Origin of the sequence: Pseudomonas sp. SJZ131 (assembly GCF_007828705.1) — a bacterium.
Lineage (GTDB): Bacteria > Pseudomonadota > Gammaproteobacteria > Pseudomonadales > Pseudomonadaceae > Aquipseudomonas > Aquipseudomonas prosekii.
Genome location: NZ_VIVC01000005.1, coordinates 429,563 through 452,339, shown reverse-complemented (window position 1 = coordinate 452,339; position 22,777 = coordinate 429,563). Strand labels below are relative to the sequence as shown.

Below are 22,777 nucleotides of genomic sequence, written 5' to 3'. Positions count from 1 at the left end.
ATCACAAAAAAACCGCGCATTGAGCGCGGTTTTTTTTGCATTGTCGTCAGACCTTGGCGGGGTTTTGCTTCTCCGGATCGATGCCATACAGCGCAATCGCCTCGGCGACTTTTTCCCTTGGCAAGGTGCCTTCGTCGGCCAACGCTTTCAACGCGGCGACCGCGATGAAGTGCCGATCAACTTCGAAGAATTTACGCAACGATTCGCGCGTGTCCGACTGGCCGAAACCATCGGTGCCTAGCGCGACGAAGCGGCGTTTTGGCACGAATGGGCGGATCTGATCGGCGAAGATCTTCATGTAATCCGTCGCCACCACCACCGGACCTTGCTTGTCCTGCAGGCAGCTTTCGACGTAGCTGACGCGTTGCGTGTCTGCCGGGTGCAGCAGATTCCAGCGCTCGACATCCTGACCTTCGCGGCGCAATTCGGTGAGGCTGGTGACGCTCCACACCTCGCTGGTGACGCCGAAGTCGGCTTCCAGCAACTGCGCGGCGGCGTTGACTTCGAGCAGGATCGAACCGCAACCCATCAACTGCACATGCTTGCCTTCGCTCGGCGACGCGCTGGCCGAGAGCGTATACATGCCTTTGAGAATGCCTTCCTCGGCACCTTCGGGCATCTCCGGGTGGGCGTAGTTTTCGTTGAGCAGGGTGATGTAGTAATAGATGTCCTCGTTGTCGACATACATGCGGCGCATGCCGTCCTGGATGATCACGGCCAGTTCATAAGCGTAGGTCGGATCGTAGGAAACGCAGCATGGCACGGTCGATGACAACACGTGGCTGTGGCCATCGTCGTGTTGCAGGCCTTCGCCCATCAGCGTGGTGCGGCCGGACGTTGCGCCGAGCAAGAAGCCTCTGGCGCGCGCATCGCCAGCGGCCCAGGCGAGATCGCCGATGCGCTGGAAACCGAACATCGAATAGAAAATGTAAAACGGCACCATCGTCACGCCGTGGTTGCTGTACGACGTGCTGGCGGCGATCCACGAAGAAACCGCCCCGGATTCGTTGAGGCCTTCCTGCATGATCTGGCCGTCGCGGGCCTCTTTGTAATAGCTCAGTTGGCCGGCGTCCTGCGGCGTATACAGTTGGCCGACGTGGGAATGAATGCCGATCTGGCGGAACAAACTTTCCATGCCGAAAGTACGCGATTCGTCCGGCACAATCGGCACGATCACCTTGCCGATATTCGGGTCCTTGAGCAGCGTGCCGAGGATGCGCACGAACGCCATGGTGGTGGAAATCTCGCGGGTGCCGGTACCTTTCAGTTGCGTGTCCATGACCGACAGCGGCGGGATTTGCAGCGGCTCGGAAACACTCACCCGAGCAGGAATGTAACCGCCCAGTTGCGCGCGCCGGGCTTGCAGATAACGCGCTTCGACGCTGTCCTCGGCGGGCTTGAGGTAAGGCATGTCGGCCAATTGATCGTCAGTGATTTCCAGCGAGAAGCGATCGCGGAAGGCACGGATCGCGTCTTCACCCATCTTCTTCAATTGGTGATTGATGTTCTGTCCTTCGCCCGCTTCACCCATGCCGAAACCTTTGACGGTTTTCGCCAGGATCACGCTCGGTCCGCCGGTGTGGCGCATGGCGGCGGCGTAGGCGTTGTAGACTTTTTCCGGGTCGTGGCCGCCGCGCGAGAGCTTCCAGATTTCGTCGTCGGTGAGGTCGCTGACCAGCTCCAGCAGTTCGGGGTATTTGCCGAAGAAATGTTCGCGAACGTAAGCGCCGTTCTGCGATTTGTAGTTCTGATATTCGCCGTCCACGCATTCCATCATGCGTTGGCGCAGCAAGCCGCTTTTGTCCTTCTCCAGCAGCGCGTCCCAGCCGCCGCCCCAGATGACTTTGATCACGTTCCAGCCAGCCGCGCGGTACAGGCTTTCGAATTCCTGGATGACTTTGGCGTTGCCGCGCACCGGGCCGTCGAGGCGCTGCAAGTTGCAGTTGACGACGAAGATGATGTTGTCGAGTTTCTCGCGGCCGGCGAGCGAGATCGCCGCCAGTGATTCCGGTTGATCCATCTCGCCATCGCCGAGGAACGCCCAGACTTTGCGCCCCTGATGTTCCTTCAAACCACGGTCTTCGAGGTAGCGCATGAAGCGCGCCTGGTACGCGGCGGTGATCGGCCCCAGGCCCATGGACACGGTGGGGAATTGCCAGAAGTCCGGCATCAGCCGTGGGTGCGGGTAGGATGACACGCCATCGCGATCGGTCTCGCGGCGGAAGTTGTCCAGTTGTTCTTCGCTCAGGCGTCCTTCGAGGAACGCGCGGCCATAAATGCCCGGCGAGGAGTGGCCCTGGATGTACACCATGTCGCCGCCGAACTGCTCGGTGCGGCCACGGAAAAAGTGTTCGAAACCGACGTCATACAGCACGGCCGCCGAGGCGTAGGAGGCGATGTGTCCGCCGACGTTCGAATGCTTGCCGGCGCGCAACACCATGGCCAGCGCATTCCAGCGGATGTAGGCGTTGATGCGCCGTTCCACTGCCAGATCGCCGGGGTAGGGTTGCTGACGATCGACTGCCACGGTGTTGACGTAGGGCGTGGTCACGCGCCCGTAGAAATCGCCGTGTTGGGCGACATCGAAGTCCAACAACTGGTCGATCAGGTAATGGGCTCGAGGGCGGCCTTCGACGCTCAGAACCGATTCGATGGATTCGAGCCATTCGCGAGTTTCTTGTGGATCCTCGTCGCGAAACATTGATTGTTGTGCCATCGTCGTCTCCTTGAAAGTGCAGCGGCAGCACCGGTTTATCGGTACCTGGCGAAGGGGATTGGTAGCCGCCAATCCCTCGGAATGCGTGTAGTTGCAATTGCAACCAGTTGCGGAATTTATCGTGCTGCGCGTTACAATTGCAACTAAATCGATTTCATTGGAAGGGTGCAGCATGTCTTCAAGCGAGCCGGATACCTGGTTCAGATTCGTCAGGGCGCATCGCTGTCTGATCCGCGAAATCGAACGTCGTCTGGCCGCCGCCGGGCTCCCGGCCTACGCTTGGTACGACGCGTTGTGGGGGCTGGAAAGCGGCCCCAATGGCACGCGCCGCATGAATGAATTGGCCGATGTCATGGCCATCGAACGCTACAACCTCACTCGCCTGATCGATCGTCTGGAGGCCGAAGGCCTGGTCGAGCGCAGCCGTGCCAGCGACGACGGGCGTGGCGCGTATGCGGCGATCACCGAAAGCGGCAAAGTGCTGCGCAAAAAGATGTGGCTGATCTACGAAGGCGCGGTCGATGAGTTGTTTCTCGCGCAATTCGATGAACAGCAACAACGCTTTTTCAGTGATGCGCTGGAGCGCGCAGCGGCGGCCGCGCGCAACAGTTCCAAACCGGCGTAAGCGCACGGCTCATTGCAATTGATAACGCTGCATCGCTTGCTCGACGCGAGCCTGCGGAATCTGACCATCCTCGGCCAGGGCGCGCAGGGCCAAGGTGACAATCCAGCGTTTATCCACGGTCTGGCCCGGGGTCGGTTCGGCCGGCATTGAGGCGGTCGAGTCGGCGCCGAGTGCAACGAAACGCGCGGTAATGTGTGCGCCAATCTGATCGACCACGTGCTGCGCATAACCGGTCACTGCAATCACCGGGGAATTCTCGGCGCTCAGGCATTCGCGCAGGTGCGAAGAGCGCCGGGGCACGTCCGGATGCACGCGACTCCAGCGTTGCGCGCTATCGGCATCCCGCGCCAGGCGCGTGTAGCTGGGGCAACTCCACAATTCGCTGGCCACGCCCCAATCCTCGCGCAGCATCTGCGCGGCAGAAATCACCGAACGCAAGGCCAGTCCGGCGCCTAGCAAGCGCACTTTCGGCTGCTCGGCGTTGCCCACGGTTTCGCTGATTTTGTACATGCCTTTGAGGGCCTGATGAGCGCTGTGGTTGCTCATCGGGCCGGTGAAATCGTTGGGCTCATCGTGCAGCGCCATGTAATAAAACCCGTCGCTGCCCTCGACGTACAAACTGTGCAACGCTGCGAGTGCAATGGCGCGGGCTTCGGCGCCGCTGGCCGGGTCGAACGGCAGGCATTGCGGGTTGGCCGCGAGCCACAGCGGCACCCATGGGTGCGCGCCTTTCGGCCAGGCGCTGGACAGCGTTTCGATGTCATTGCAGACAATCCCGCGTTGCGCCGCTTCGCTGGATAACGCGCACAGTTCGGCTGAGGTCGCGGAGCTGGTGAGGTACAACAAGGGTCTTTCGCTGGCGCAGGCCTCTGGGCTGAACCGCAGGGGCCAGGCGCTGATGCGAGTGTGAAGGTGCGGCGTGTTATGGCTGCTTTCGACGCCCGGCGGCTGGTTGGAGCGCACTACCCAAACATTTTTTGAAGTCTGCGGATCGCGTTCCAGACGGTCGGCAATATCGATCATGGTGTAGAGCGGCGAAGCGCATTGCGCGTGGGATTGATCGGCGAGGGCCTGGATCTTTTCAATGCAGGCCTGGGCTGCCTGGCCGGTCTCGCGGGTGGTATTGAAGCTGGAAAAACCGATCATATTTCAACTCGCTCCGTGCGTTCCGTCGTTCTTGCACCATACTGCACGCCTCAATATGATTGCAAATGCAATGACATTCAGCGTGACTCAATGGAGTTTTGTTCGATGAATACGTCCTATCCCCTGACGCTCTACACGGCTGATACGCCCAACGGGCAGAAGATCAGTATTTTCCTAAAAGAGGCCGGCATCGACTGCGAACAGGTGAAATTCAATCTGTCCGAAGGGCGCCAGCATTCGCCGGAATACCTGCAGATCAACCCGAACGGCAAGATCCCGGCGATCGTTGATCACGAGGCTGGCGTCTCGGTTTTCGAATCGGCGGCGATCCTCGGTTACCTGTCGCAGAAGTACGATTGCCTGCAACCCAAATCCACCGCAGAGCAGTTGGTGGTGCAGCAATGGCTGTACTTCCAGGTCGGCGCCATTGGTCCGATGCTGGGCCAGTTGTGGTGGTTTTTACACGGCACTACCTCGGCGAATGAGCAGGCGATCACGCGTTATCGCAACGAGGCGTTGCGCATCTACGGCGTGGTCGACAAGCAATTGGCGAAAAGCACCTATCTGGCCTCGGACAACTATTCGATTGCCGACATCGCAGCGTTTCCGTGGTTGCGCACGCACGAAGAACTTGCGCTGGACATCTCGGCGTTCAGCCACGTCAATCGTTGGTTGCAGGCCATCGAGGCGCGGCCGGCAGTGCAGGCGGGGCTGGCTGACTCGCGGGAAACGCGCGCAAGTTAATGTCCTTCATTCAACACGAGCCTGATGTTCGAGAGCCGCGTTATCCCCTCGGGAAAGGGCGGCTCGGTTATTTGGAGTATTTACACAATCAATTAGCGTATGCTTTTATTCGATTAATGATCAGTCCGAAGTTAATACGTTCAGTGTGCAACCACGCTATTGCGGCAATCGCGCTTGAACGCAATTAGGTAGTGATCATTTATCTTTACTACAAGAAGGACTCTTGGGTTGGATATCGAAACATAATCGATGCCAAACGGGGATTCAAGAATCTGAATACTATAAGAAAACAGGATTTCTGATGAGTACTCGATTATTAAATTGCGACGTTATGGCCAAGCACGAGTCTGAGCCGGATTACCAATTGCGTTGTGCCTTTGAAAAGCACTTGCAGTCTCTCAATGGTTGTCACTATGCGTATTTTGTTACGCATAAAGGCCTGGACGTCAAACCGCGAATCATTTCCAACTACCCTGAGCGTTGGCTCAGGGCTTATAGAGCTGCCAACTATCATTTGATCGACCCGGTGATCAATCACGGGCTGAAATGCGTGGCGCCGTTCTCCTGGCGAGAAGCGCTCGAGGCCAAGGAGTCAGCACAGAGCGATGATGTATTCGCCTTGTCGCAGAAGTACCAGATCTCGATGGGCTACACCTTCAACCTGCATGACTCCAACGGGTTGTTCGCCGCGCTGAGCATTTGCAACACCGAGCGCCGCGTCGATTTCGAGCAAGTCATGCAGCAGCGCGCGGCGGAAATCCAGATGACCCTAATCCAGTTTCACAACAGCCTGACCGCCACTTTTGCGCCGAACGAGCTGTTTCCCGCGTCGGCGGATACCAGCCTGTCGGACCGCGAAATGGGCGTACTCAAGTGGGTGGTGATGGGCAAGGCTTATAGAGAGATCGCAGCGATGCACGCGATTTCCGTGCGCACCGTGAAGTTTCATATGTCCAACGTGGTTCACAAACTTCAGGTGCGCAACGCCAAGCAGGCAGTCTACAAGGCCGTCAGCCTGGGCCTGGTCTGATTCACGGGCGATTCAGGCGAGCGCGGTTGGCTGGCAGTTGATGTCCACCACCGCGCTCAATGGTTGGCCGTTCTTCGCTTCGATCGCCTCGACGAGGCGCTGATCGTTTTCGCGCGAAACCGGCATGTTCAGCAGCAGCACCTTCTCACCCGGCGAGGCTTCCCCGCTGTCGAGAATTTCGTAGTGCCAGCCGGCCTTGCGCACGATGCGCGACATGGCTTGGCTGACCACCGTGATGATCGATTCCAGACCAGCGCGGGCGGCGTAGGTGTGCATCGCCAGCAAGAGCATTTCAGTCAGGCCCAGTTGCCCCAGTCCCAGTGCACGGGAGCGCGTCTTGTCGACGAAAAATCGACTGGACTCGGCGATCCGGCAATTCTTCGGCAAGGTGTGCTCGAAGAAACTGCGAAACGGGCCTTCGACCATATACGGGTAAACGGTGTTGATCAGGCGCAGGCTGGCGAGTGAAACGCCTGAGCAGGTGCCGACAAGATAAGTCGAATGCGCATTATCGTATTCATCGACTTCATGCCCGCCGCAAATATTGACTCGCCAGTTAAGCCGGTCGGCGAACACTTCTTTTCTTAACCCATATAAGTTTCCCAGTAACTCTGGGGAAGCTTGCGAGTGCTCGACGTTATAAAAACTTACTTTGTCCATAATTGTTATTGTCCATCCCTGGAAGAAAAGGCAGTCGCGATTTTATCCCGCGCGCGGGGAGGATGAAGTGAAGTGCCGGGAAAATCAACTGTACCTAGATACAGTTGCCAGGCTTCATTGGCCAGTTGCTCGGTTAAATGCTCAACCGTTGTTGATTCGCACCAAGGTACAGTTGTCGGTTGTATTGGCAGCGTCAAGTATAGGCGGGCGATATCCAACGGCTGGTCATCCAACTCTTACAGGAATAACAATATGAGTGTCGTGAGCACGCGTCTGAAAACCAAAGAAGACATCACGCAACACGAAATATCTGCCTTGAAGACCCGGTTCAATCTTGCAGATGCCCATACGCACCAGGATCAGAGCCTTACCCAACAGAAGATCGTCGATAGCCTGCCTGAGTTGTGGTATCGCGCTCAGGGGCAGACTCAGTACAAGAGTGAACAGGAATTCATCAAGGCCTTCTTTACCTTTCACGGTCAGGAACATGCGCTCAAGCGCCATGATGAGATTTACCTGGTGTACGCCGCGTCTGTGGCCATGCACATCACCGCGACTTACTTGCGCAAGCGCGACATGAGCGTGGGCCTGATCGAACCGTGTTTCGATAACCTGCACGATTTGCTCAAGCACATGGAAGTGCCGTTGTCGCCGTTGGACGAGTCGCTGTTTCGGTCGGCCAAGGATGTCTACGCCAACCTGCAAACAGCGGCGGCCAAGGTTGATGCGATCTTCCTCGTGGACCCTAACAATCCGACCGGCACCAGTATGTTTGCCAACGGTGCGCAGACCTTCATGGAAGTGGCGCGTTATTGCCGCGACCATGGCAAGTTGCTGATTCTGGATTTCTGCTTCGCCGCGTTCATCAAAACAGCTGGGGGCAGTCGAGTTGACGCCTACGCCATCCTCGATGAGATCGGCACGCAGTACATCATCATGGAAGACACCGGTAAAACCTGGCCGCTGCAAGACACCAAGTGCGCCACGATCATGTCCAGCCGCGCACTTAATGCCGATATCTACAGCATCGTCACCAGCGTCCTGCTGAACGTTTCGCCGTTTATTCTCAATGTCGTCACGCAGTACATCAACGACAGCAGCGACGACGACTTCGAGTCGGTGCGCTCGGTACTCGATATCAATCGCGAGGCTGCGCAAAAGCACCTGCACGGCAACTTTCTCAAGTACCTGACGCCGATGGTCGAGACCAGCGTGGCGTGGTTCGAGATCCTGCGTGACGGTGTATCGGCCGACGATCTGCAAGCCTATCTGATGAACTACGACGTCTACGTCCTGCCCGGCAAATACTTCTTCTGGAACAAACCGCAGACCGGGCAGAAGTACATTCGCCTGGCACTGGCGCGCAAACCCGAAGAGTTCAAGTTGGCAGTCGAGACGATTGCGGTAGCGCTGGAGAATTATCATGAGTGAGGCCGGCGTGCCGATTATCGATGCCACCGTGTTCATGGGCATGCATCACAGCGATCCTGACATCCGTGCGAAATCACTGGGTTTCTTCAAACAGTTTTACCAACGCCAGGCGCTGATGAGCTTCGGCCAGATTGGTATCTGTGACGCGATCATCTGGAAAAAGAGCCGCGAGTTGCAGGATCTGTATTACCCGTTCATGGATGTTCTGCACACGGAAATGAACATCCAGCGTCAGGGTTACTGCAATAAGGTACTGCGCCGCGCCTGCCTGGAAGCGGAGTGGGCGCATTTGAACGTCGAGCAAAAACTGCTCGCCGCGCAAGTGGTCGAACATCGCCGGCCGCTGTTTACCCACGACCAGGCATTGCATCAACTGCCTGAACTGCAACCGTTCCTGCAGTCTTTCCCGCAATGGACTTCCGGCCCGGCGTTCCCGCCCTCGTTACAGGCGCTGTTCGAGCAATCTCGGGACATGCTGATCGAGCAAGAGGACTTCCGAAATGTCAGCTAAGAGTATTTTCGTTCCGCTCATCACGCCACTGGATCAGCACTCGGACATCTGTGAATCGAGCGTGCGCCAGTTATTGCAGTGTTCACATCCGTATGTGGACGGCTACATTCCGTGCCTGACTTCCGGCGAAGGCTGGCGACTGGAGCGGCGGGACTGGTTGCGCATGCTTGAACTGACGCTGGCGCATGCGCAGGACAAAACGGTGATCGCCGGAATCGAACGCGCCACTACCGCCGAAGTTCTTGAATATGCGCTGTTGGCGCAAGAGGCGGGGGCGCAGGCGATCATGTTTACTTCGCCGTTTGCGCCGGGCACGACTCAAGCAGAGATCATCGAGCACTATCGTGAAGTTCACGATTCGACTTCACTCGACCTTTACATCTACAACGAGTCGGCGCTGTCCGGTAATGAAAAAACCTTCGAGACCTTACTTGCCATCGGCGAACTGCCGCGGGTGATCGGGATCAAGGATTCGCCTTCCAATCCGCGCACGCAAAAAGAAATCGAGCGGTTGCGCGCAGAAGGTCTGGATTACTTCATCGGTTGGGAAATGCTGCTGGCGCGGGACTTGGAGTCTGACGGCAATGTTGTTTCGTTGGCCAATCTGGAACCGGCGCTATGCCGGTTGGCGATCAGTGCGCGGCAACAGTCGGTCGGCGAAATGATCGAGACACTCAACGGCTATTTCGACTTGGGCGCCGATGACTGGTACGCGCAGGTCAAGAAAGAACTCAAGGCCCGAGGTGTGATCAGCACAGACAAAGTGTTCGCAGAAAAGGGGTCGGCATAATGAGCGATCTGCAGAAAGAACTGTTCCTGGCCAATCGCGCTTGCATCAAGAAACTTGAACCGCTGGATAGCCGGCTTGCTGCGTTCGAACATGACTGGATCTATTCCACCATCGACAAGACGCGCACTGCGGATGCACCAACCGATCTCGCCGGATTACGTCAGCGTCTGGCCGCGTTGGTGGAAGAAGATCGCAGCGAAGTTCCGCCGAGCGCAGTGTATGTGGCTGAGCAGATGACGCGGGATGAGTTCAAGATCCTCGTTCAGGAGTTTGCTCTGGACGGTCTGACCGAGGCGCAGGTGTTTTATCACTTGATGCCAAGACTCAGCCTGGCCGCGCAAATGCCAGTGTTGCGGATGATGATCGACGAGTTCGGCTCCGGCAATCTCAAGCGCTCGCACACCACGCTGTATGTCGACCTACTCAAAGAACTGGAAATGCCGGTCGACCTGGAGTTTTACATCGACGCCAATTCCTCGGCGGGTTACTCGTTTCCCAACATGTTTTGCTGGTTGGCGATGCGCGCCGATGACCCTTCGTACTTCGCCGGGGTGATTACGTACTTCGAGACGGTCGTGCCGTTCTTCTTCGAGTGTTACACCACGATTTGCGAGCGGTTGCAGATCAAGGCGCATACCTATTATTCGGAGCACGTACACATCGATGTATTCCACGCCATCGAAGGCCAACGCTTGCTCAAAGCCATGGACGTTACCGGCGATCTGGATCCGGTAAAAGCCTGGAACGGCATCTGTATGGGCCGCGATATTACTAACGCAGCATTTGATGCCGCCGTGGCAAAGGCACAGCATCAAAAGCACTTCGATAAGGAGCGAATGATTGAACGAGCCTTCTGAATTTGATCATTCCGGCACTTTCACCGTCACCGTCGACAATCAGCAATACCAAGTGCCGCACGCCTGTCCGCACCGAGATGGCTGGTTAGTTCACGGCACGATCAATGAGCAGCGCAAAAGCATTACCTGCCCGTTGCATTTCTCGGTGTTCAGCCTGGAAACCGGTGAGCAACTAAGCGGTCCGCCGTGCGGCCGACTTGATGTGAAGCGCATGGCCTAGGGCGATTCACTAAGGTTATTTGCGGGCACTTTCCCGCGCCCAAAAAAAATCCCCGTATCAATCAATGATGACGGGGATTTTTTTGGTTTAGCGCGATCCGTGGAAAACCACGGCCTGCGTTAAACGTTGAAGCGGAAGTGCATCACGTCGCCGTCCTTGACGATGTAATCCTTGCCTTCCAAACGCCATTTGCCTGCTTCTTTGGTACCGGCTTCGCCCTTGTACTGGATGAAGTCGTCGTAGGCGATTACTTCGGCGCGGATGAAGCCTTTTTCGAAGTCGGTGTGGATCACGCCAGCGGCTTGTGGTGCGGTGGCACCGACGCGGACGGTCCAGGCGCGGACTTCTTCGACGCCGGCGGTGAAGTAGGTCTGCAAGTGCAGCATCTCGTAACCAGCGCGGATCACGCGGTTCAGGCCAGGCTCTTCGAGGCCCAGGGCTTCGAGGAACATGTCTTTCTCTTCGCCGTCTTCCAGTTCGGCGATTTCCGCTTCGATTTTGTTGCAGACCGGAACCACCATGGCGCCTTCTTCTTCGGCGATGGCTTTGACGATGTCCAGCAGCGGGTTGTTCTCGAAACCGTCTTCAGCGACGTTGGCGATGTACATGACCGGCTTGGTGGTCAGCAAGTGGAAACCACGAATCACCGCTTTGTCGTCGGCACCCATGGTTTTCATCAGCGTGCGCGCTGGTTTGCCGAGGGTGAAGTGGGCGATCAGTTGCTCGAGCAGGGCTTTCTGGACCACGGCGTCCTTGTCACCACCCTTGGCGTTGCGCGCGACTTTCTGCAGTTGCTTCTCGCAGCTGTCGAGGTCGGCGAAGATCAATTCCAGGTCGATGATTTCGATGTCGCGTTTCGGGTCGACACTGTTGGAGACGTGAATCACGTTCTCGTCTTCGAAGCAGCGGACTACGTGGGCGATGGCATCGGTTTCGCGGATATTGGCGAGGAACTTGTTGCCCAAGCCTTCACCTTTCGAGGCGCCAGCAACGAGGCCGGCGATGTCGACGAATTCCATGGTGGTCGGCAGGATGCGCTTTGGATTGACGATGGCTGCCAGAGCTTCCAGACGCGGATCCGGCATCGGCACGATCCCGGTGTTCGGCTCGATGGTGCAGAAGGGGAAGTTCTCGGCCGCGATCCCGGATTTGGTCAGGGCGTTGAACAGGGTGGACTTGCCGACGTTAGGCAGGCCGACGATGCCGCAATTGAATCCCATGGTGTATCCCCTCGGATTAGAGTCAGGCCTTCTGGCTGTGCAGGTTTTTCATCGCGCGGTTCCATTCCCCGGCGAGGATATCCGGCAGCACGCCGAGGGCAAAGTCGATGCTGGCATCGAGTTTTTCCTGTTCGGCGCGTGGCGCACGACCCAGGACGAAATTTGAAACCATACTGGCAACGCCCGGGTGGCCAATGCCAAGCCGCAAGCGGTGAAAGGTATTCTGATTGCCCAGTTGCGCAATGATGTCGCGCAACCCGTTGTGACCGCCATGGCCGCCGCCCTGTTTGAGCTTGGCAACGCCCGGAGGCAAGTCGAGTTCGTCGTGCGCCACGAGGATTTCTTCAGGCGTAATGCGGAAGAAATTGGCGAGTGCCGCGACGGCCTGGCCGCTGCGGTTCATGTACGTGGTGGGAATCAGCAGACGAACATCCTGACCCTGATGCGAATAGCGCCCGGTCAGGCCGAAATATTTACGATCCGCCACAAGGTTTACGCCTTGCGCGTTCGCGATGCGCTCAACAAAAAGGGCCCCTGCGTTATGCCGGGTCTGTTCGTATTCAGCGCCTGGATTTCCCAGGCCAACGATCAGTTTTATGGCAGTCACGATAGGGGCCCTTCCTTGGAGTGGTGGATAACATCGCCGCAATCAGGGAGTGCGGCGAAAGTGGACGACAAGTGCTCATTTACCATTATGTAAACTCCGCGTTTTCGCCCGCTTTCTCGCTACGTACTAGTCCGCGATGTTACCGGTCACTCCGGCGAACAGAGTGAAATTACTCTGCTGCGCCTTCTTCTGCTGCTGCGTCTTCTTCTGGAGCAACACGTGGAGCGTGAACGTTGGCTACTGCCTTGTCGTCACCGTGTGCCAGAGCAACAAACTCAACGCCTTTAGGGGCTTTGAGGTCGGACATGTGGATGATGTCGCCGATTTCGGCCTTGGACAGGTCGACTTCGATGAACTCAGGCAGGTCCTTCGGCAGGCAGGTCACTTCGATTTCCGAAGTCACGTGCGAAACTTCGCCGCCTTTCTTGATCGGAGCTTCTTCGCCGATGAAGTGTACAGGCACGATAGCAGTCAGCTTCTGACCAGCTACAACGCGTACGAAGTCAGCGTGCAGTACGTGGCCTTTAGCCGGGTGACGCTGCAGAGCCTTGATGATGACGTTCTGCTTTTTGCCGCCGATGTTCAGCTCGATGATGTGGCTGTAAGCCGCGTCGTTTTCGAGCAGTTTGGCAACTTCTTTAGCCAGCATGCTGATGGATTCAGGGGCTTTTTCGCCACCGTAAACTACAGCAGGTACCAGGCTTGCGAGACGACGCAGGCGGCGGCTCGCACCTTTCCCCAGGTCGGAACGCACTTCAGCATTCAGAGTAAAATCGTTCATGTTGTATCTCCAAAATAACCACATTCGCCCCAGCGGTTGCGACCAGCGCTAAAGGCGATATGGGCAAAAAAGCCCCGCCCCGACAGGAATGCCGGGGCGGGGCGCTTTTCGTCAACGAGACATTCGAGAAGGGCAGGGCCCTTAACGGAACATCGCGCTGATCGATTCTTCATTGCTGATGCGGCGAACCGCCTCGGCAACTACCGGCGCGATATCCAGTTGACGGATACGCGAGCAGGCTTGAGCAGCAGCGGACAACGGGATGGTGTTAGTCACCACCAGTTCGTCCAGCATGGAATTTTCGATGTTTTCGATCGCCCGACCGGACAGCACAGGGTGCGTGCAGTAAGCGAAAACCTTGGCAGCGCCATGCTCTTTCAGGGCCTTGGCCGCGTGGCACAGAGTGCCGGCGGTATCGACCATGTCATCGACCAGAATACAGGTGCGCCCTTCGACATCACCGATGATATGCATCACTTCAGAGTGATTGGCTTTCTCACGGCGTTTGTCGATGATCCCGAGATCCACACCCAGGGATTTGGCAACGGCACGTGCACGCACGACGCCACCAATGTCCGGAGAGACGATCATCAGGTTTTCGAAGCGCTGATCTTCAATGTCATCCACCAATACCGGGGAGCCGTAGATGTTATCTACCGGAATATCGAAGAAACCCTGGATTTGGTCAGCATGCAAATCAACCGTGAGCACACGATCGATGCCGACTACGGTAAGCATGTCAGCGACGACTTTCGCGCTGATAGCCACACGTGCGGAACGCGGACGGCGATCCTGACGGGCATAACCAAAGTAAGGAATAACAGCAGTGATACGAGTAGCCGAGGAGCGGCGGAAGGCGTCAGCCATCACTACCAGTTCCATCAGGTTATCGTTGGTCGGAGCGCAAGTCGGCTGAATAATGAAGACATCTTTACCGCGGACGTTTTCATTGATCTCGGCAGTAATTTCGCCGTCGGAAAACTTGCCGACAGAGATGTCACCGAGAGGGATATGCAGCTGACGTACAACACGCCGAGCCAGATCGGGGTTAGCGTTCCCCGTAAAGACCATCATCTTGGACACGCGCAGTACCTGAAGGCTGAGGGTAACCTGGATGAGTATAGGAAAATGGCAGGGGCGGCTGGATTCGAACCAACGCATGGCAGGATCAAAACCTGCTGCCTTACCGCTTGGCGACGCCCCTGTATCTGTTGCAACGATTACCCAGTAATCGGTTCTTTTAGAGCAGACTTTGAAGCTTGCGATGCAACATCGAAATGTTGCTTCCCTTTGCTACAAACCCTGTAAGGGTCTCTGTCAGAAGGGCCGAGACTTTATCAGCTTCAGCTTTGCTTGGGAAGCCCCCAAACACACAACTTCCAGTGCCGGTGAGTTTTGCTTCGGTAAATTTACCTAACAAATTCAATGCGTTACGTACCTCTGGATAACGCCTTGCTACTACCGGCAAGCAGTCATTTCGACTGTTTCCCTTGGGAACGGGGCGCACTTTAATGGCAGAAGAGTTACGTGTCAACAACGGATCGGAAAAAATTTCTGCTGTACTTACAGATACTTGCGGCACCAGCACGAGATACCAAGGTTCTTCGGGCTCTACAGGGGTGAGTTTCTCCCCGACACCTTCGGCGAAAGCCGCGTGCCCACGGACGAAAACCGGCACGTCGGCGCCCAGGGTCAAACCCAGCGTGGCCAGGCGATCTTCATCCCAGCCCAGTTGCCACAGGTGATTGAGCCCGAGCAAAGTGGTCGCCGCGTTTGAACTGCCGCCGCCGATCCCGCCACCCATCGGCAAGACCTTGTCGATCCAGATGTCGATGCCGAGCGTACAAGCCGACTGCGCCTGAAGTTGTTTCGCGGCGCGCACGATCAGGTTGCTGTCGTGCGGCACGCCGTCGAACTCGGTGTGCAAACGAATCACGCCGTCATCGCGCACGGCAAAAGTGATTTCATCGCCGTAATCGAGAAACTGAAAAATTGTCTGCAACTCGTGATAACCGTCTTCACGGCGCCCGAGAATGTGCAGCATCAGGTTGAGTTTGGCCGGGGAGGGCAAGGTCAAACGCGCAGCAGTCATGTTCACTGCCCCAGTTTGCGTGGTTGCCATTCCTTGATCACCAGCGTGACATCAAGGTCGGTGCCGTGCAGTTTGATCCGCTCGGGCAACCAGTAGCCGTTTTGCTCGGCGTAACTGAGGTATTCGACTTTCCAGCCATCCTGTTCAAGGTTGGCCAGGCGGCTGTCAGTGTCCAGCGTCAGGCGACTCTTGCTGTCCGGCGCCGGGAGCCCCCGAACCCACCAGGCCAGGTTGGACACCGGCAATTTCCAGCCCAGTTGCTCTTCGAGCAAGGCTTCCGGGGTCGGCGCTTCGTAGCGGCCCTGATTGGCGACTTCCAGCGATACCTTGCCCGGGCGACCGGTCAGGCGAGCGGCGCCGCGACCCAGTGGGCCGGACAGACGAATGTCGTAGTAATCCTGACGCTGCAGCCAGAACAACGTGCCGCTGCCCGAATCCTTCGGTGCGCGAATGCCGATCTTGCCGTTGATTTGCCAGCCGTCGAGGCTGGTCATCTGCTGTTTGTAGACGTTCCATTGGGCCGGGTTGCCCTGGCCCTGGACGGATTCGCGAGCGCCGAAACCCGCGCAACCGGCGAGCAGGGCAATAAAACTGAAAACAATAACGTGGCGCAAAAACATAATCTTAAAGAGTCTCTGATCCGGTCAGGCGCTTGATGGTGCTGCGCAGGGTAGGGCTGTCGGGTTGATCCTTGAGGAACTTGCCCCAGATCTGTTTGGCTTCGCGTTGTTTGCCGTTGGCCCACAGGACTTCGCCGAGGTGAGCAGCGACTTCCTGATCGGGGAAACGCTCCAGCGCCTGACGCAGCAAACGTTCGGCTTCGTCGAGATTGCCGAGGCGGAAATTCACCCAGCCAAGACTGTCGAGGACCGCCGGGTCTTCCGGATTGATCTGGTGCGCCTGTTCGATCAGCGCTTTGGCTTCTTCGTAACGCGTGGTGCGGTCGGACAAGGTGTAGCCGAGGGCGTTCAGCGCCATCGCATTGTCCGGATCGCGCTTGATGATCAGGCGCAGGTCTTTTTCCATTTGCCCGAGATCATTGCGTTTTTCCGCAAGCATCGCGCGGGTGTACAGCAGATTCAGATCGTCCGGGTATTGCTGCAAGGCTTTCTGCAACACGCCCCAGGCGCGGTCGCCCTGTTTGTTGGCGGACAGGGTTTCGGCTTCGATCAGGTACAGCTGAATCGCGTAATCCGGCTGCTCATCGCGTTCGGCGGCGAGTTTTTTCTGCGCTTCGGCGGTCTTGCCGTTGTTCATCAGGATATCGGCCTGACGCAATTGCGCCGGCAGATAGTCGTTGCCGGGGCCGACCTGGGCGTATTCGAGCAGCGCGCCTTGCGGGTCGTTGCGCTCTTCAGCGATCCGGCCGAGGTTCAAATGCGCCGAATCGACGTGGCTTTCGCGAGCGATCAAATCTTCGAGGTAACCCTTGGCCTCTTCCCAGGCCTTGGCTTCCAGGCACACCAGCGCCAAGGAATAACGCAACTCGTCGTCTTCCGGGTATTGCTGAACCAGGCTGGAGAACTCGACTTTGGCGTCGTCCATGCGGTCCTGCTCGACCAGCATGCGCGCGTAAGTCAGGCGCAGGCGTTTGTCGTCCGGGTACTTCTTGATGCTTTTTTGCAGCAGCGGCAGTGCTTCGTCGCCACGATTGAGCGTTTGCAGCAAACGCGCGCGCAGCAGGATCGGGGCAATTTCGCCGTCGTCCGGCGGGTTGTCTTCGAGCAGGGCCAGCGCGCCTTTGGCGTCGCCGTCCTGTTGCATCAGCAAAGCCTTGCCGAAAATCAGCTGGCTGTTCTTCGGATGACGCTGCAACAACCGGTCAAAACTTTTCATCAAGCCGTTGCGCGTGTCCTGGTCGGTATCGGCCGCAGACAAGGCGAGGAAGTCGAAATGCGTGTCGCCCTTGCCCAGCAGGACTTTCTCCATATACACCATGGAGTCGTCATAGCGCCCGGCACGCGCCAGTTGCACGGCGGCGGCGCGTTGCGCTTCGAGGTCGTCCGGGGCGTTTTTGGCCCAGATCAGTGCGGTATCCAGAGCGGCCTGATCGGCGCCCAGGTACTCGGCGATCCGGAAGGCCCGCTCGGAAATGCCCGGATCCTGCGTGTTGATGGCCTGGGTCACGTAGTTGTCCAGCGCAATGTCGAAACGATTGCGCTGGCCAGCCAGCTCGGCGCTCAACAGGCTGAACACGGTGTCTTCGCTGAAGGAACCGTAAACCTTGGGCTTTTCAGGGGCCGGAGTGCTGTCTTCGACCGGCGGCGTACCGTCCGACGAAACGGGTGCCATGGCCTGGCAGCCGCTGAGGAACACAAGGGCAAGGAGCAACGCGGAAGATCTATTCATATAAGAGAAGGACGACTAACCTGCGGTCGGAGCATCATGACACAAGCCTTCGGTCAAACATAACCGAGTCTCAATTGATGCCTTTATAGAGGCAAGACATTGGGACAATAGTCAGCGGTAGTTGTTCTGGCTGTGTCGAAGTAGGACAATTGCCGGCTTCACGTCACCATCAGCGACCTTGAATGGCCTTCCTTGCACTCGGTATCAACCACAAGACTGCTTCAGTAGACGTCCGCGAGCGCGTGGCCTTTACCCCTGAGCAACTGGTGGAGGCGTTGCAGCAGCTCTGCCGACTGACCGACAGCCGCGAAGCTGCGATCCTTTCCACCTGCAATCGCAGCGAGCTGTACATAGAACAGGACCACCTTTCGGCGGACATCATCCTGCGCTGGCTGGCCGATTATCATCATTTGAGCCTCGATGAGCTGCGTGCCAGCGCTTATGTGCACGAAGATGATGCGGCAGTTCGTCACATGATGCGCGTCGCCTCCGGGCTCGATTCGCTGGTGTTGGGCGAACCGCAGATTCTCGGCCAGATGAAATCGGCCTACGCCGTGGCGCGCGAGGCCGGGACCATCGGCCCGCTGCTCGGCCGACTGTTCCAGGCAACCTTCAATGCCGCCAAACAAGTGCGCACCGACACCGCCATCGGCGAAAACCCGGTGTCCGTGGCGTTTGCCGCCGTCAGCCTGGCGAAACAGATTTTCAGCGACTTGCAGCGCAGCCAGGCGCTGCTGATCGGCGCCGGCGAGACCATCACCCTGGTCGCCCGCCATCTGCATGAGTTGGGCGTAAAACGCATCGTCGTCGCCAACCGCACCCTCGAACGCGCGAGCATTCTCGCCGAACAGTTCGGCGCCCACGCCGTGTTGCTCTCCGACATTCCCGCCGAACTGGTGCGCAGCGACATCGTCATCAGTTCCACGGCCAGCCAGTTGCCGATCCTCGGTAAAGGCGCGGTGGAAAGTGCGCTGAAACTGCGCAAGCACAAACCGATTTTCATGGTCGACATCGCCGTGCCGCGCGACATCGAGCCGGAAGTCGGCGAGCTCGACGACGTGTACCTGTACAGCGTCGACGATCTGCACGAAGTGGTCGCGGAAAACCTCAAGAGTCGCCAGGGCGCTGCGCAAGCGGCCGAAGAAATGGTGTCGATCGGCGCCGACGACTTCATGGTGCGCCTGCGCGAACTGGCGGCAGTTGATGTGCTCAAGGCCTATCGTCAACAAAGCGAACGCCTGCGCGACGAAGAATTGCAAAAGGCCCAGCGCATGCTGGCCAACGGCAGCAGCGCCGAAGACGTGCTGGTGCAACTGGCGCGTGGCTTGACCAACAAACTGCTGCACGCACCTAGCGTACAGTTGAAAAAGTTGACTGCCGAAGGCCGCCTCGATGCGTTGGCCATGGCCCAGGAACTCTTTGCCCTCGGTGAGGGCTCGTCGGATAGCTCGGATAAAAAACTGCAATGAAAGCGTCACTGCTCAATAAGCTGGACATCCTCCAGGACCGTTTCGAGGAATTGACCGCTCTGCTTGGCGATAGCGAAGTCATTTGCGATCAGAGCAAATTCCGCGCTTATTCCAAGGAATACGCGGAGGTCGAGCCGATTGTCGAAACCTATAAACAGTTGCTCAAAGTGCAAGGCGACCTCGAAGGTGCGCAGGCACTGCTCAAGGACAGCGACCCGGACATGCGCGAAATGGCCGTGGAAGAAGTGCGCGAAGCCAAAGAGCAACTGATCGAACTCGAAGCGCAGCTGCAACGCATGCTGCTGCCCAAGGATCCGAACGACGGGCGCAACGTTTTCCTCGAAATCCGTGCCGGCACTGGCGGCGACGAGGCGGCGATCTTTTCCGGCGACTTGTTTCGGATGTATTCGCGTTACGCCGAGCGACGTGGCTGGCGTGTGGAGATTCTCTCGGAAAACATCGGCGAGCACGGTGGCTTCAAGGAAGTCATTGCCCGCGTTGAAGGCGAGAATGTCTACGCCAAGCTCAAGTTCGAATCCGGCGTGCACCGCGTGCAGCGGGTTCCGGCGACGGAATCCCAGGGCCGCATCCACACCTCCGCGTGCACCGTCGCGGTGTTGCCCGAGCCGGACGAGCAGGAAGCCATCGAGATCAACCCGGCGGATATCCGCGTCGATACCTACAAGTCTTCCGGTGCTGGTGGCCAGCACGTCAACAAGACCGACTCGGCGATCCGCATTACGCATTTGCCGTCCGGCATCGTTGTGGAGTGTCAGGAAGAGCGTTCGCAGCACAAGAACCGCGCCCGGGCGATGGCCTGGTTGTCAGCCAAACTGAATGACCAGCAGACCAGCGCCGCCGCCAACGCCATCGCCAGCGAACGCAAGTTGTTGGTCGGTTCGGGTGATCGCTCCGAGCGCATCCGCACCTACAACTTTGCCCAGGGCCGGGTCACCGACCATCGGGTCAACCTGACGCTGTATTCGCTCGACGAAATCCTTGCCGGTGGCGTTGAAGCGGTGATCGAGCCGTTGTTGGTCGAGTTCCAGGCTGACCAATTGGCCGCCATAGGTGAATAAATGACGATCATTGCCAGTTTGTTGCGGGCTGCCGATTTGCCCGATTCGCCGTCGGCGCGCCTCGATGCCGAGCTGTTGCTGGCCGCCGCGCTGGGCAAGAACCGCAGTTTTCTGCACACCTGGCCCGAGCGCATCGTGCCGAGTGAAGCGGCGCTGACGTTCGCCAGTTATCTGCAACGTCGACGTGGCGGCGAGCCGGTGGCCTATATTCTCGGCCAGCAAGGTTTCTGGAAACTTGATCTGGAAGTCGCGCCGCACACGCTGATCCCGCGTCCCGACACCGAACTGCTGGTGGAAACCGCGCTGCAATTATTGCCCGCGACCCCAGCCAGGGTGCTCGACCTCGGCACCGGCAGCGGCGCGATTGCCTTGGCGTTGGCCAGCGAACGTCCGGCGTGGAACGTCACCGCAGTCGATCGGGTGATCGAAGCCGTGGCGCTGGCCGAACGCAACCGTCAGCGCCTGCACCTGAAAAACGCCACGGTGCTGAGCAGTCACTGGTTCAGCGCGCTGGAGGGGCAGCGGTTTGAACTGATCATCAGCAACCCGCCCTACATTGCGTCCGCCGACCCGCATCTGGTCGAGGGCGACGTGCGTTTCGAACCTGCCAGTGCGTTGGTCGCCGGTATCGACGGGCTCGACGATCTGCGTCTGATCGTCGCCCAGGCGCCGGATTACCTCGAAGCGGGCGGCTGGTTGATGCTCGAACATGGTTACGATCAAGCCGAGGCAGTGCGTGATTTGCTGCTGACCCGAGGGTTTGCAGAGGTCCATAGCCGCAGCGATCTGGGCGGTCACCAACGAATCAGCCTGGGACGCCTGCCGTGCTGAATGATCAGGAATTGCTGCGCTACAGCCGCCAGATTCTGCTGCAACACGTCGACATCGACGGCCAATTGCGGCTCAAGCAAAGCCGTGTATTGATCGTCGGCCTCGGCGGACTCGGCTCGCCGGTGGCGCTGTACCTCGCGGCTGCCGGGGTTGGCGAGTTGCACTTGGCGGACTTCGACACCGTCGACCTGACTAACCTGCAACGCCAGATCATTCACGACACCGACAGCGTCGGCGTGAGCAAGGTTGATTCGGCGATCCGCCGCTTGAGCGCGATCAATCCCGACATTCAATTGGTCGCCCATCGTGCGGCGCTCGACGAAGATTCGCTGGCCGCCGCCATTGCCGCAGTGGATCTGGTGCTCGATTGCTCGGACAATTTCGCCACTCGCGAGGCTGTCAACGCCGCGTGTGTCGCTGCCGGCAAACCGCTGGTCAGCGGCGCGGCGATTCGCCTCGAAGGGCAGTTGTCGGTATTCGACCCGCGCCGCCCCGAGAGCCCGTGTTACCACTGTTTATACGGGCATGGCAGCGAAGCTGAACTGACGTGCAGCGAAGCCGGGGTCATCGGCCCGTTGGTCGGCCTGGTCGGCAGCCTGCAAGCGCTCGAAGCGCTGAAGTTGCTGGCCGGTTTCGGCGAGCCGCTGGTGGGGCGCTTGTTGCTGATCGATGCCTTGGGCACGCGTTTCCGCGAGTTGCGGGTCAAGCGTGATCCGGGTTGCAGCGTCTGTGGTCGCAAGCATGCGTGAAGCGCCGATTGGCGTGTTCGATTCTGGCGTCGGTGGGCTGTCGGTGCTGGCCGAGATTCAGCGCCTGCTGCCCAACGAGTCGCTGTTGTACGTCGCTGATTGCGGCAACATTCCCTACGGCGAGAAAACTGCGCAATTCATCCAGCAGCGTTGCAGCGCCATCGCCGGGTTTCTTCAACAGCAGGGCGCCAAGGCTCTGGTGGTCGCGTGCAACACGGCGACCGTCGCGGGCGTCGCCGATTTGCGCCGCGATTATCCGCAATGGCCAATCGTGGGCATGGAACCGGCGGTGAAACCGGCAGCGGCGGCCACGCGCAGTGGGGTGGTCGGCGTGTTGGCCACTACCGGCACTTTGCAGAGCGCCAAGTTCGCTGCACTGCTCGACCGTTTTGCCACCGATGTGCGGGTCATCACCCAGCCGTGTCCGGGCCTGGTCGAGCTGATCGAGAACGGCGATCTGCACAGCCCGCCGTTGCGCCAGATGTTGCAGAGCTATGTCGAGCCGCTGCTGGCGGCCGGTTGCGACACGATCATTCTCGGCTGCACGCATTATCCGTTTCTCAAACCATTGCTCAAGCAGATGATCGCGGACGATATCAGCCTGATCGACACTGGCGCCGCCGTAGCGCGGCAATTGCAGCGTCTTCTGGCCGAGCGAGACCTGCTTGCCCACGGGGCCGCGAGCGCCGCGCAGTTCTGGACCAGTGGCGAGGAACAGCATTTCAGAAATATCCTACCGAAGCTGTGGACATCTTCTGGCATCGTGCAAAAATTCGACGTGTAAAAATTTGTGAAATTAGTGTGAAATCACTGAACTTCTGAATTGGCCTGGGCTTCTATAGCCTAGTCTGTTGAGATCACCAAAAAACC

The 22,777-nt window shown here is 58.2% G+C and carries 23 protein-coding genes and 1 tRNA gene; 13 read left to right on the top strand and 11 right to left on the bottom strand.

Annotated elements, in window-relative coordinates:
• Positions 1-46: 46 nt before the first annotated feature.
• Entirely contained in the window at positions 47-2,716 is a 2,670-nt protein-coding gene (aceE, locus tag FBY12_RS23070) for a pyruvate dehydrogenase (acetyl-transferring), homodimeric type (protein WP_145256170.1), read from the bottom strand.
• Positions 2,717-2,888: 172 nt separating this feature from the next.
• On the opposite strand from aceE, the gene FBY12_RS23065 reads away from it, so the two are divergent.
• Positions 2,889-3,341, top strand: a complete 453-nt coding sequence (locus tag FBY12_RS23065) for a MarR family winged helix-turn-helix transcriptional regulator (protein ID WP_145256167.1) — start codon at positions 2,889-2,891, stop codon at positions 3,339-3,341.
• Positions 3,342-3,350: 9 nt separating this feature from the next.
• Here FBY12_RS23065 and FBY12_RS23060 read toward each other — a convergent pair whose 3' ends face one another.
• A complete protein-coding gene (locus FBY12_RS23060; protein ID WP_145256164.1) occupies positions 3,351-4,487 on the bottom strand; it encodes a pyruvate dehydrogenase in 1,137 nt (378 codons plus the stop codon).
• 105 nt (positions 4,488-4,592) lie between these two features.
• Between FBY12_RS23060 and FBY12_RS23055 the strand changes: the two genes are divergently transcribed.
• Positions 4,593-5,231: a glutathione S-transferase family protein gene (locus FBY12_RS23055; RefSeq protein WP_145256161.1), complete on the top strand. Its 639-nt coding sequence runs from the start codon at positions 4,593-4,595 to the stop codon at positions 5,229-5,231.
• Positions 5,232-5,532: 301 nt separating this feature from the next.
• Complete coding sequence (locus FBY12_RS23050; RefSeq protein ID WP_256663346.1) at positions 5,533-6,261, top strand: LuxR family transcriptional regulator; 729 nt, start codon at positions 5,533-5,535, stop codon at positions 6,259-6,261.
• A 12-nt stretch (positions 6,262-6,273) separates the two neighbouring features.
• Here the strand turns inward: FBY12_RS23050 and FBY12_RS23045 are convergent, their stop codons facing one another.
• Entirely contained in the window at positions 6,274-6,921 is a 648-nt protein-coding gene (locus tag FBY12_RS23045) for an acyl-homoserine-lactone synthase (protein WP_145256158.1), read from the bottom strand.
• 252 nt (positions 6,922-7,173) lie between these two features.
• Here FBY12_RS23045 and FBY12_RS23040 point away from each other — a divergent pair, with 252 nt between their 5' ends.
• The 5 genes from FBY12_RS23040 to FBY12_RS23020 are packed head-to-tail and all read left to right on the top strand — an operon-like array spanning position 7,174 to position 10,730.
• Positions 7,174-8,352, top strand: a complete 1,179-nt coding sequence (locus FBY12_RS23040; protein ID WP_121731864.1) for a pyridoxal phosphate-dependent aminotransferase — start codon at positions 7,174-7,176, stop codon at positions 8,350-8,352.
• Positions 8,345-8,863 (top strand): DUF6190 family protein, encoded by a 519-nt coding sequence (locus tag FBY12_RS23035; RefSeq protein WP_121731863.1) that lies wholly within the window; start codon positions 8,345-8,347, stop codon positions 8,861-8,863. Before FBY12_RS23040 ends, FBY12_RS23035 begins: the two co-directional genes overlap by 8 nt.
• Positions 8,853-9,653 (top strand): dihydrodipicolinate synthase family protein, encoded by an 801-nt coding sequence (locus tag FBY12_RS23030; protein ID WP_145256155.1) that lies wholly within the window; start codon positions 8,853-8,855, stop codon positions 9,651-9,653. The genes FBY12_RS23035 and FBY12_RS23030 overlap by 11 nt, the downstream gene beginning before the upstream one ends.
• Positions 9,653-10,510 carry an iron-containing redox enzyme family protein gene (locus tag FBY12_RS23025; RefSeq protein WP_145256151.1) on the top strand — a complete coding sequence of 286 codons (858 nt, stop codon included), beginning with the start codon at positions 9,653-9,655 and terminating at the stop codon, positions 10,508-10,510. The genes FBY12_RS23030 and FBY12_RS23025 overlap by 1 nt, the downstream gene beginning before the upstream one ends.
• A complete protein-coding gene (locus FBY12_RS23020) occupies positions 10,494-10,730 on the top strand; it encodes a Rieske 2Fe-2S domain-containing protein (protein ID WP_092278049.1) in 237 nt (78 codons plus the stop codon). Before FBY12_RS23025 ends, FBY12_RS23020 begins: the two co-directional genes overlap by 17 nt.
• A 119-nt stretch (positions 10,731-10,849) precedes the next feature.
• On the opposite strand, the gene ychF is transcribed toward FBY12_RS23020, so the two are convergent.
• The 8 genes from ychF to FBY12_RS22980 all read right to left on the bottom strand — a co-directional run bounded on the left by ychF (position 10,850) and on the right by FBY12_RS22980 (position 17,779).
• The gene (gene ychF / locus FBY12_RS23015) at positions 10,850-11,950 is read right to left on the bottom strand and encodes a redox-regulated ATPase YchF (protein ID WP_121731861.1); all 1,101 of its coding nucleotides are present in this window, start codon (positions 11,948-11,950) and stop codon (positions 10,850-10,852) included.
• Positions 11,951-11,972: 22 nt separating this feature from the next.
• Complete coding sequence (gene pth / locus FBY12_RS23010; protein WP_092278053.1) at positions 11,973-12,557, bottom strand: aminoacyl-tRNA hydrolase; 585 nt, start codon at positions 12,555-12,557, stop codon at positions 11,973-11,975.
• Positions 12,558-12,726: 169 nt separating this feature from the next.
• Entirely contained in the window at positions 12,727-13,338 is a 612-nt protein-coding gene (locus FBY12_RS23005; protein WP_121731860.1) for a 50S ribosomal protein L25/general stress protein Ctc, read from the bottom strand.
• A gap of 141 nt (positions 13,339-13,479) precedes the next feature.
• Positions 13,480-14,421 (bottom strand): ribose-phosphate pyrophosphokinase, encoded by a 942-nt coding sequence (locus FBY12_RS23000; RefSeq protein ID WP_003208392.1) that lies wholly within the window; start codon positions 14,419-14,421, stop codon positions 13,480-13,482.
• A gap of 46 nt (positions 14,422-14,467) precedes the next feature.
• Positions 14,468-14,542, bottom strand: a tRNA-Gln gene (locus FBY12_RS22995).
• A 36-nt stretch (positions 14,543-14,578) separates the two neighbouring features.
• Positions 14,579-15,430 carry a 4-(cytidine 5'-diphospho)-2-C-methyl-D-erythritol kinase gene (gene ispE / locus FBY12_RS22990; protein ID WP_092278057.1) on the bottom strand — a complete coding sequence of 284 codons (852 nt, stop codon included), beginning with the start codon at positions 15,428-15,430 and terminating at the stop codon, positions 14,579-14,581.
• Positions 15,431-15,432: 2 nt separating this feature from the next.
• Positions 15,433-16,050: a lipoprotein insertase outer membrane protein LolB gene (gene lolB, locus FBY12_RS22985; protein WP_121731858.1), complete on the bottom strand. Its 618-nt coding sequence runs from the start codon at positions 16,048-16,050 to the stop codon at positions 15,433-15,435.
• Positions 16,051-16,054: 4 nt separating this feature from the next.
• On the bottom strand, positions 16,055-17,779 hold the full coding sequence (locus FBY12_RS22980) for a tetratricopeptide repeat protein (protein WP_145256148.1): 1,725 nt from the start codon (positions 17,777-17,779) through the stop codon (positions 16,055-16,057).
• 182 nt (positions 17,780-17,961) lie between these two features.
• On the opposite strand from FBY12_RS22980, the gene hemA reads away from it, so the two are divergent.
• Genes hemA through murI form a run of 5 tightly spaced genes read left to right on the top strand, consistent with a single transcriptional unit; the run spans position 17,962 to position 22,691 of the window.
• Positions 17,962-19,248 (top strand): glutamyl-tRNA reductase, encoded by a 1,287-nt coding sequence (gene hemA, locus FBY12_RS22975; RefSeq protein ID WP_092278063.1) that lies wholly within the window; start codon positions 17,962-17,964, stop codon positions 19,246-19,248.
• Positions 19,245-20,327 carry a peptide chain release factor 1 gene (gene prfA, locus FBY12_RS22970; RefSeq protein ID WP_145256145.1) on the top strand — a complete coding sequence of 361 codons (1,083 nt, stop codon included), beginning with the start codon at positions 19,245-19,247 and terminating at the stop codon, positions 20,325-20,327. Before hemA ends, prfA begins: the two co-directional genes overlap by 4 nt.
• Positions 20,328-21,158 carry a peptide chain release factor N(5)-glutamine methyltransferase gene (prmC, locus tag FBY12_RS22965; RefSeq protein WP_145256142.1) on the top strand — a complete coding sequence of 277 codons (831 nt, stop codon included), beginning with the start codon at positions 20,328-20,330 and terminating at the stop codon, positions 21,156-21,158. It begins immediately after the preceding gene.
• Positions 21,152-21,907, top strand: coding sequence for a molybdopterin-synthase adenylyltransferase MoeB (locus tag FBY12_RS22960; protein WP_145256139.1), 756 nt, complete (start codon positions 21,152-21,154; stop codon positions 21,905-21,907). The genes prmC and FBY12_RS22960 overlap by 7 nt, the downstream gene beginning before the upstream one ends.
• On the top strand, positions 21,900-22,691 hold the full coding sequence (gene murI, locus FBY12_RS22955; RefSeq protein ID WP_145256136.1) for a glutamate racemase: 792 nt from the start codon (positions 21,900-21,902) through the stop codon (positions 22,689-22,691). The genes FBY12_RS22960 and murI overlap by 8 nt, the downstream gene beginning before the upstream one ends.
• Positions 22,692-22,777: the final 86 nt, after the last annotated feature.

Excerpts from the sequence above, each read along its gene's own strand:
- aceE (WP_145256170.1), bottom strand. The coding sequence starts at position 2,716 with ATGGCACAACAATCAATGTTTCGCGACGAGGATCCACAAGAAACTCGC.
- FBY12_RS23065 (WP_145256167.1), top strand. The coding sequence starts at position 2,889 with ATGTCTTCAAGCGAGCCGGATACCTGGTTCAGATTCGTCAGGGCGCAT.
- FBY12_RS23060 (WP_145256164.1), bottom strand. The coding sequence starts at position 4,487 with ATGATCGGTTTTTCCAGCTTCAATACCACCCGCGAGACCGGCCAGGCA.
- FBY12_RS23055 (WP_145256161.1), top strand. The coding sequence starts at position 4,593 with ATGAATACGTCCTATCCCCTGACGCTCTACACGGCTGATACGCCCAAC.
- FBY12_RS23050 (WP_256663346.1), top strand. The coding sequence starts at position 5,533 with ATGAGTACTCGATTATTAAATTGCGACGTTATGGCCAAGCACGAGTCT.
- FBY12_RS23045 (WP_145256158.1), bottom strand. The coding sequence starts at position 6,921 with ATGGACAAAGTAAGTTTTTATAACGTCGAGCACTCGCAAGCTTCCCCA.
- FBY12_RS23040 (WP_121731864.1), top strand. The coding sequence starts at position 7,174 with ATGAGTGTCGTGAGCACGCGTCTGAAAACCAAAGAAGACATCACGCAA.
- FBY12_RS23035 (WP_121731863.1), top strand. The coding sequence starts at position 8,345 with ATGAGTGAGGCCGGCGTGCCGATTATCGATGCCACCGTGTTCATGGGC.
- FBY12_RS23030 (WP_145256155.1), top strand. The coding sequence starts at position 8,853 with ATGTCAGCTAAGAGTATTTTCGTTCCGCTCATCACGCCACTGGATCAG.
- FBY12_RS23025 (WP_145256151.1), top strand. The coding sequence starts at position 9,653 with ATGAGCGATCTGCAGAAAGAACTGTTCCTGGCCAATCGCGCTTGCATC.
- ychF (WP_121731861.1), bottom strand. The coding sequence starts at position 11,950 with ATGGGATTCAATTGCGGCATCGTCGGCCTGCCTAACGTCGGCAAGTCC.
- FBY12_RS23005 (WP_121731860.1), bottom strand. The coding sequence starts at position 13,338 with ATGAACGATTTTACTCTGAATGCTGAAGTGCGTTCCGACCTGGGGAAA.
- ispE (WP_092278057.1), bottom strand. The coding sequence starts at position 15,430 with ATGACTGCTGCGCGTTTGACCTTGCCCTCCCCGGCCAAACTCAACCTG.
- lolB (WP_121731858.1), bottom strand. The coding sequence starts at position 16,050 with ATGTTTTTGCGCCACGTTATTGTTTTCAGTTTTATTGCCCTGCTCGCC.
- FBY12_RS22980 (WP_145256148.1), bottom strand. The coding sequence starts at position 17,779 with ATGAATAGATCTTCCGCGTTGCTCCTTGCCCTTGTGTTCCTCAGCGGC.
- hemA (WP_092278063.1), top strand. The coding sequence starts at position 17,962 with ATGGCCTTCCTTGCACTCGGTATCAACCACAAGACTGCTTCAGTAGAC.
- prfA (WP_145256145.1), top strand. The coding sequence starts at position 19,245 with ATGAAAGCGTCACTGCTCAATAAGCTGGACATCCTCCAGGACCGTTTC.
- prmC (WP_145256142.1), top strand. The coding sequence starts at position 20,328 with ATGACGATCATTGCCAGTTTGTTGCGGGCTGCCGATTTGCCCGATTCG.
- murI (WP_145256136.1), top strand. The coding sequence starts at position 21,900 with ATGCGTGAAGCGCCGATTGGCGTGTTCGATTCTGGCGTCGGTGGGCTG.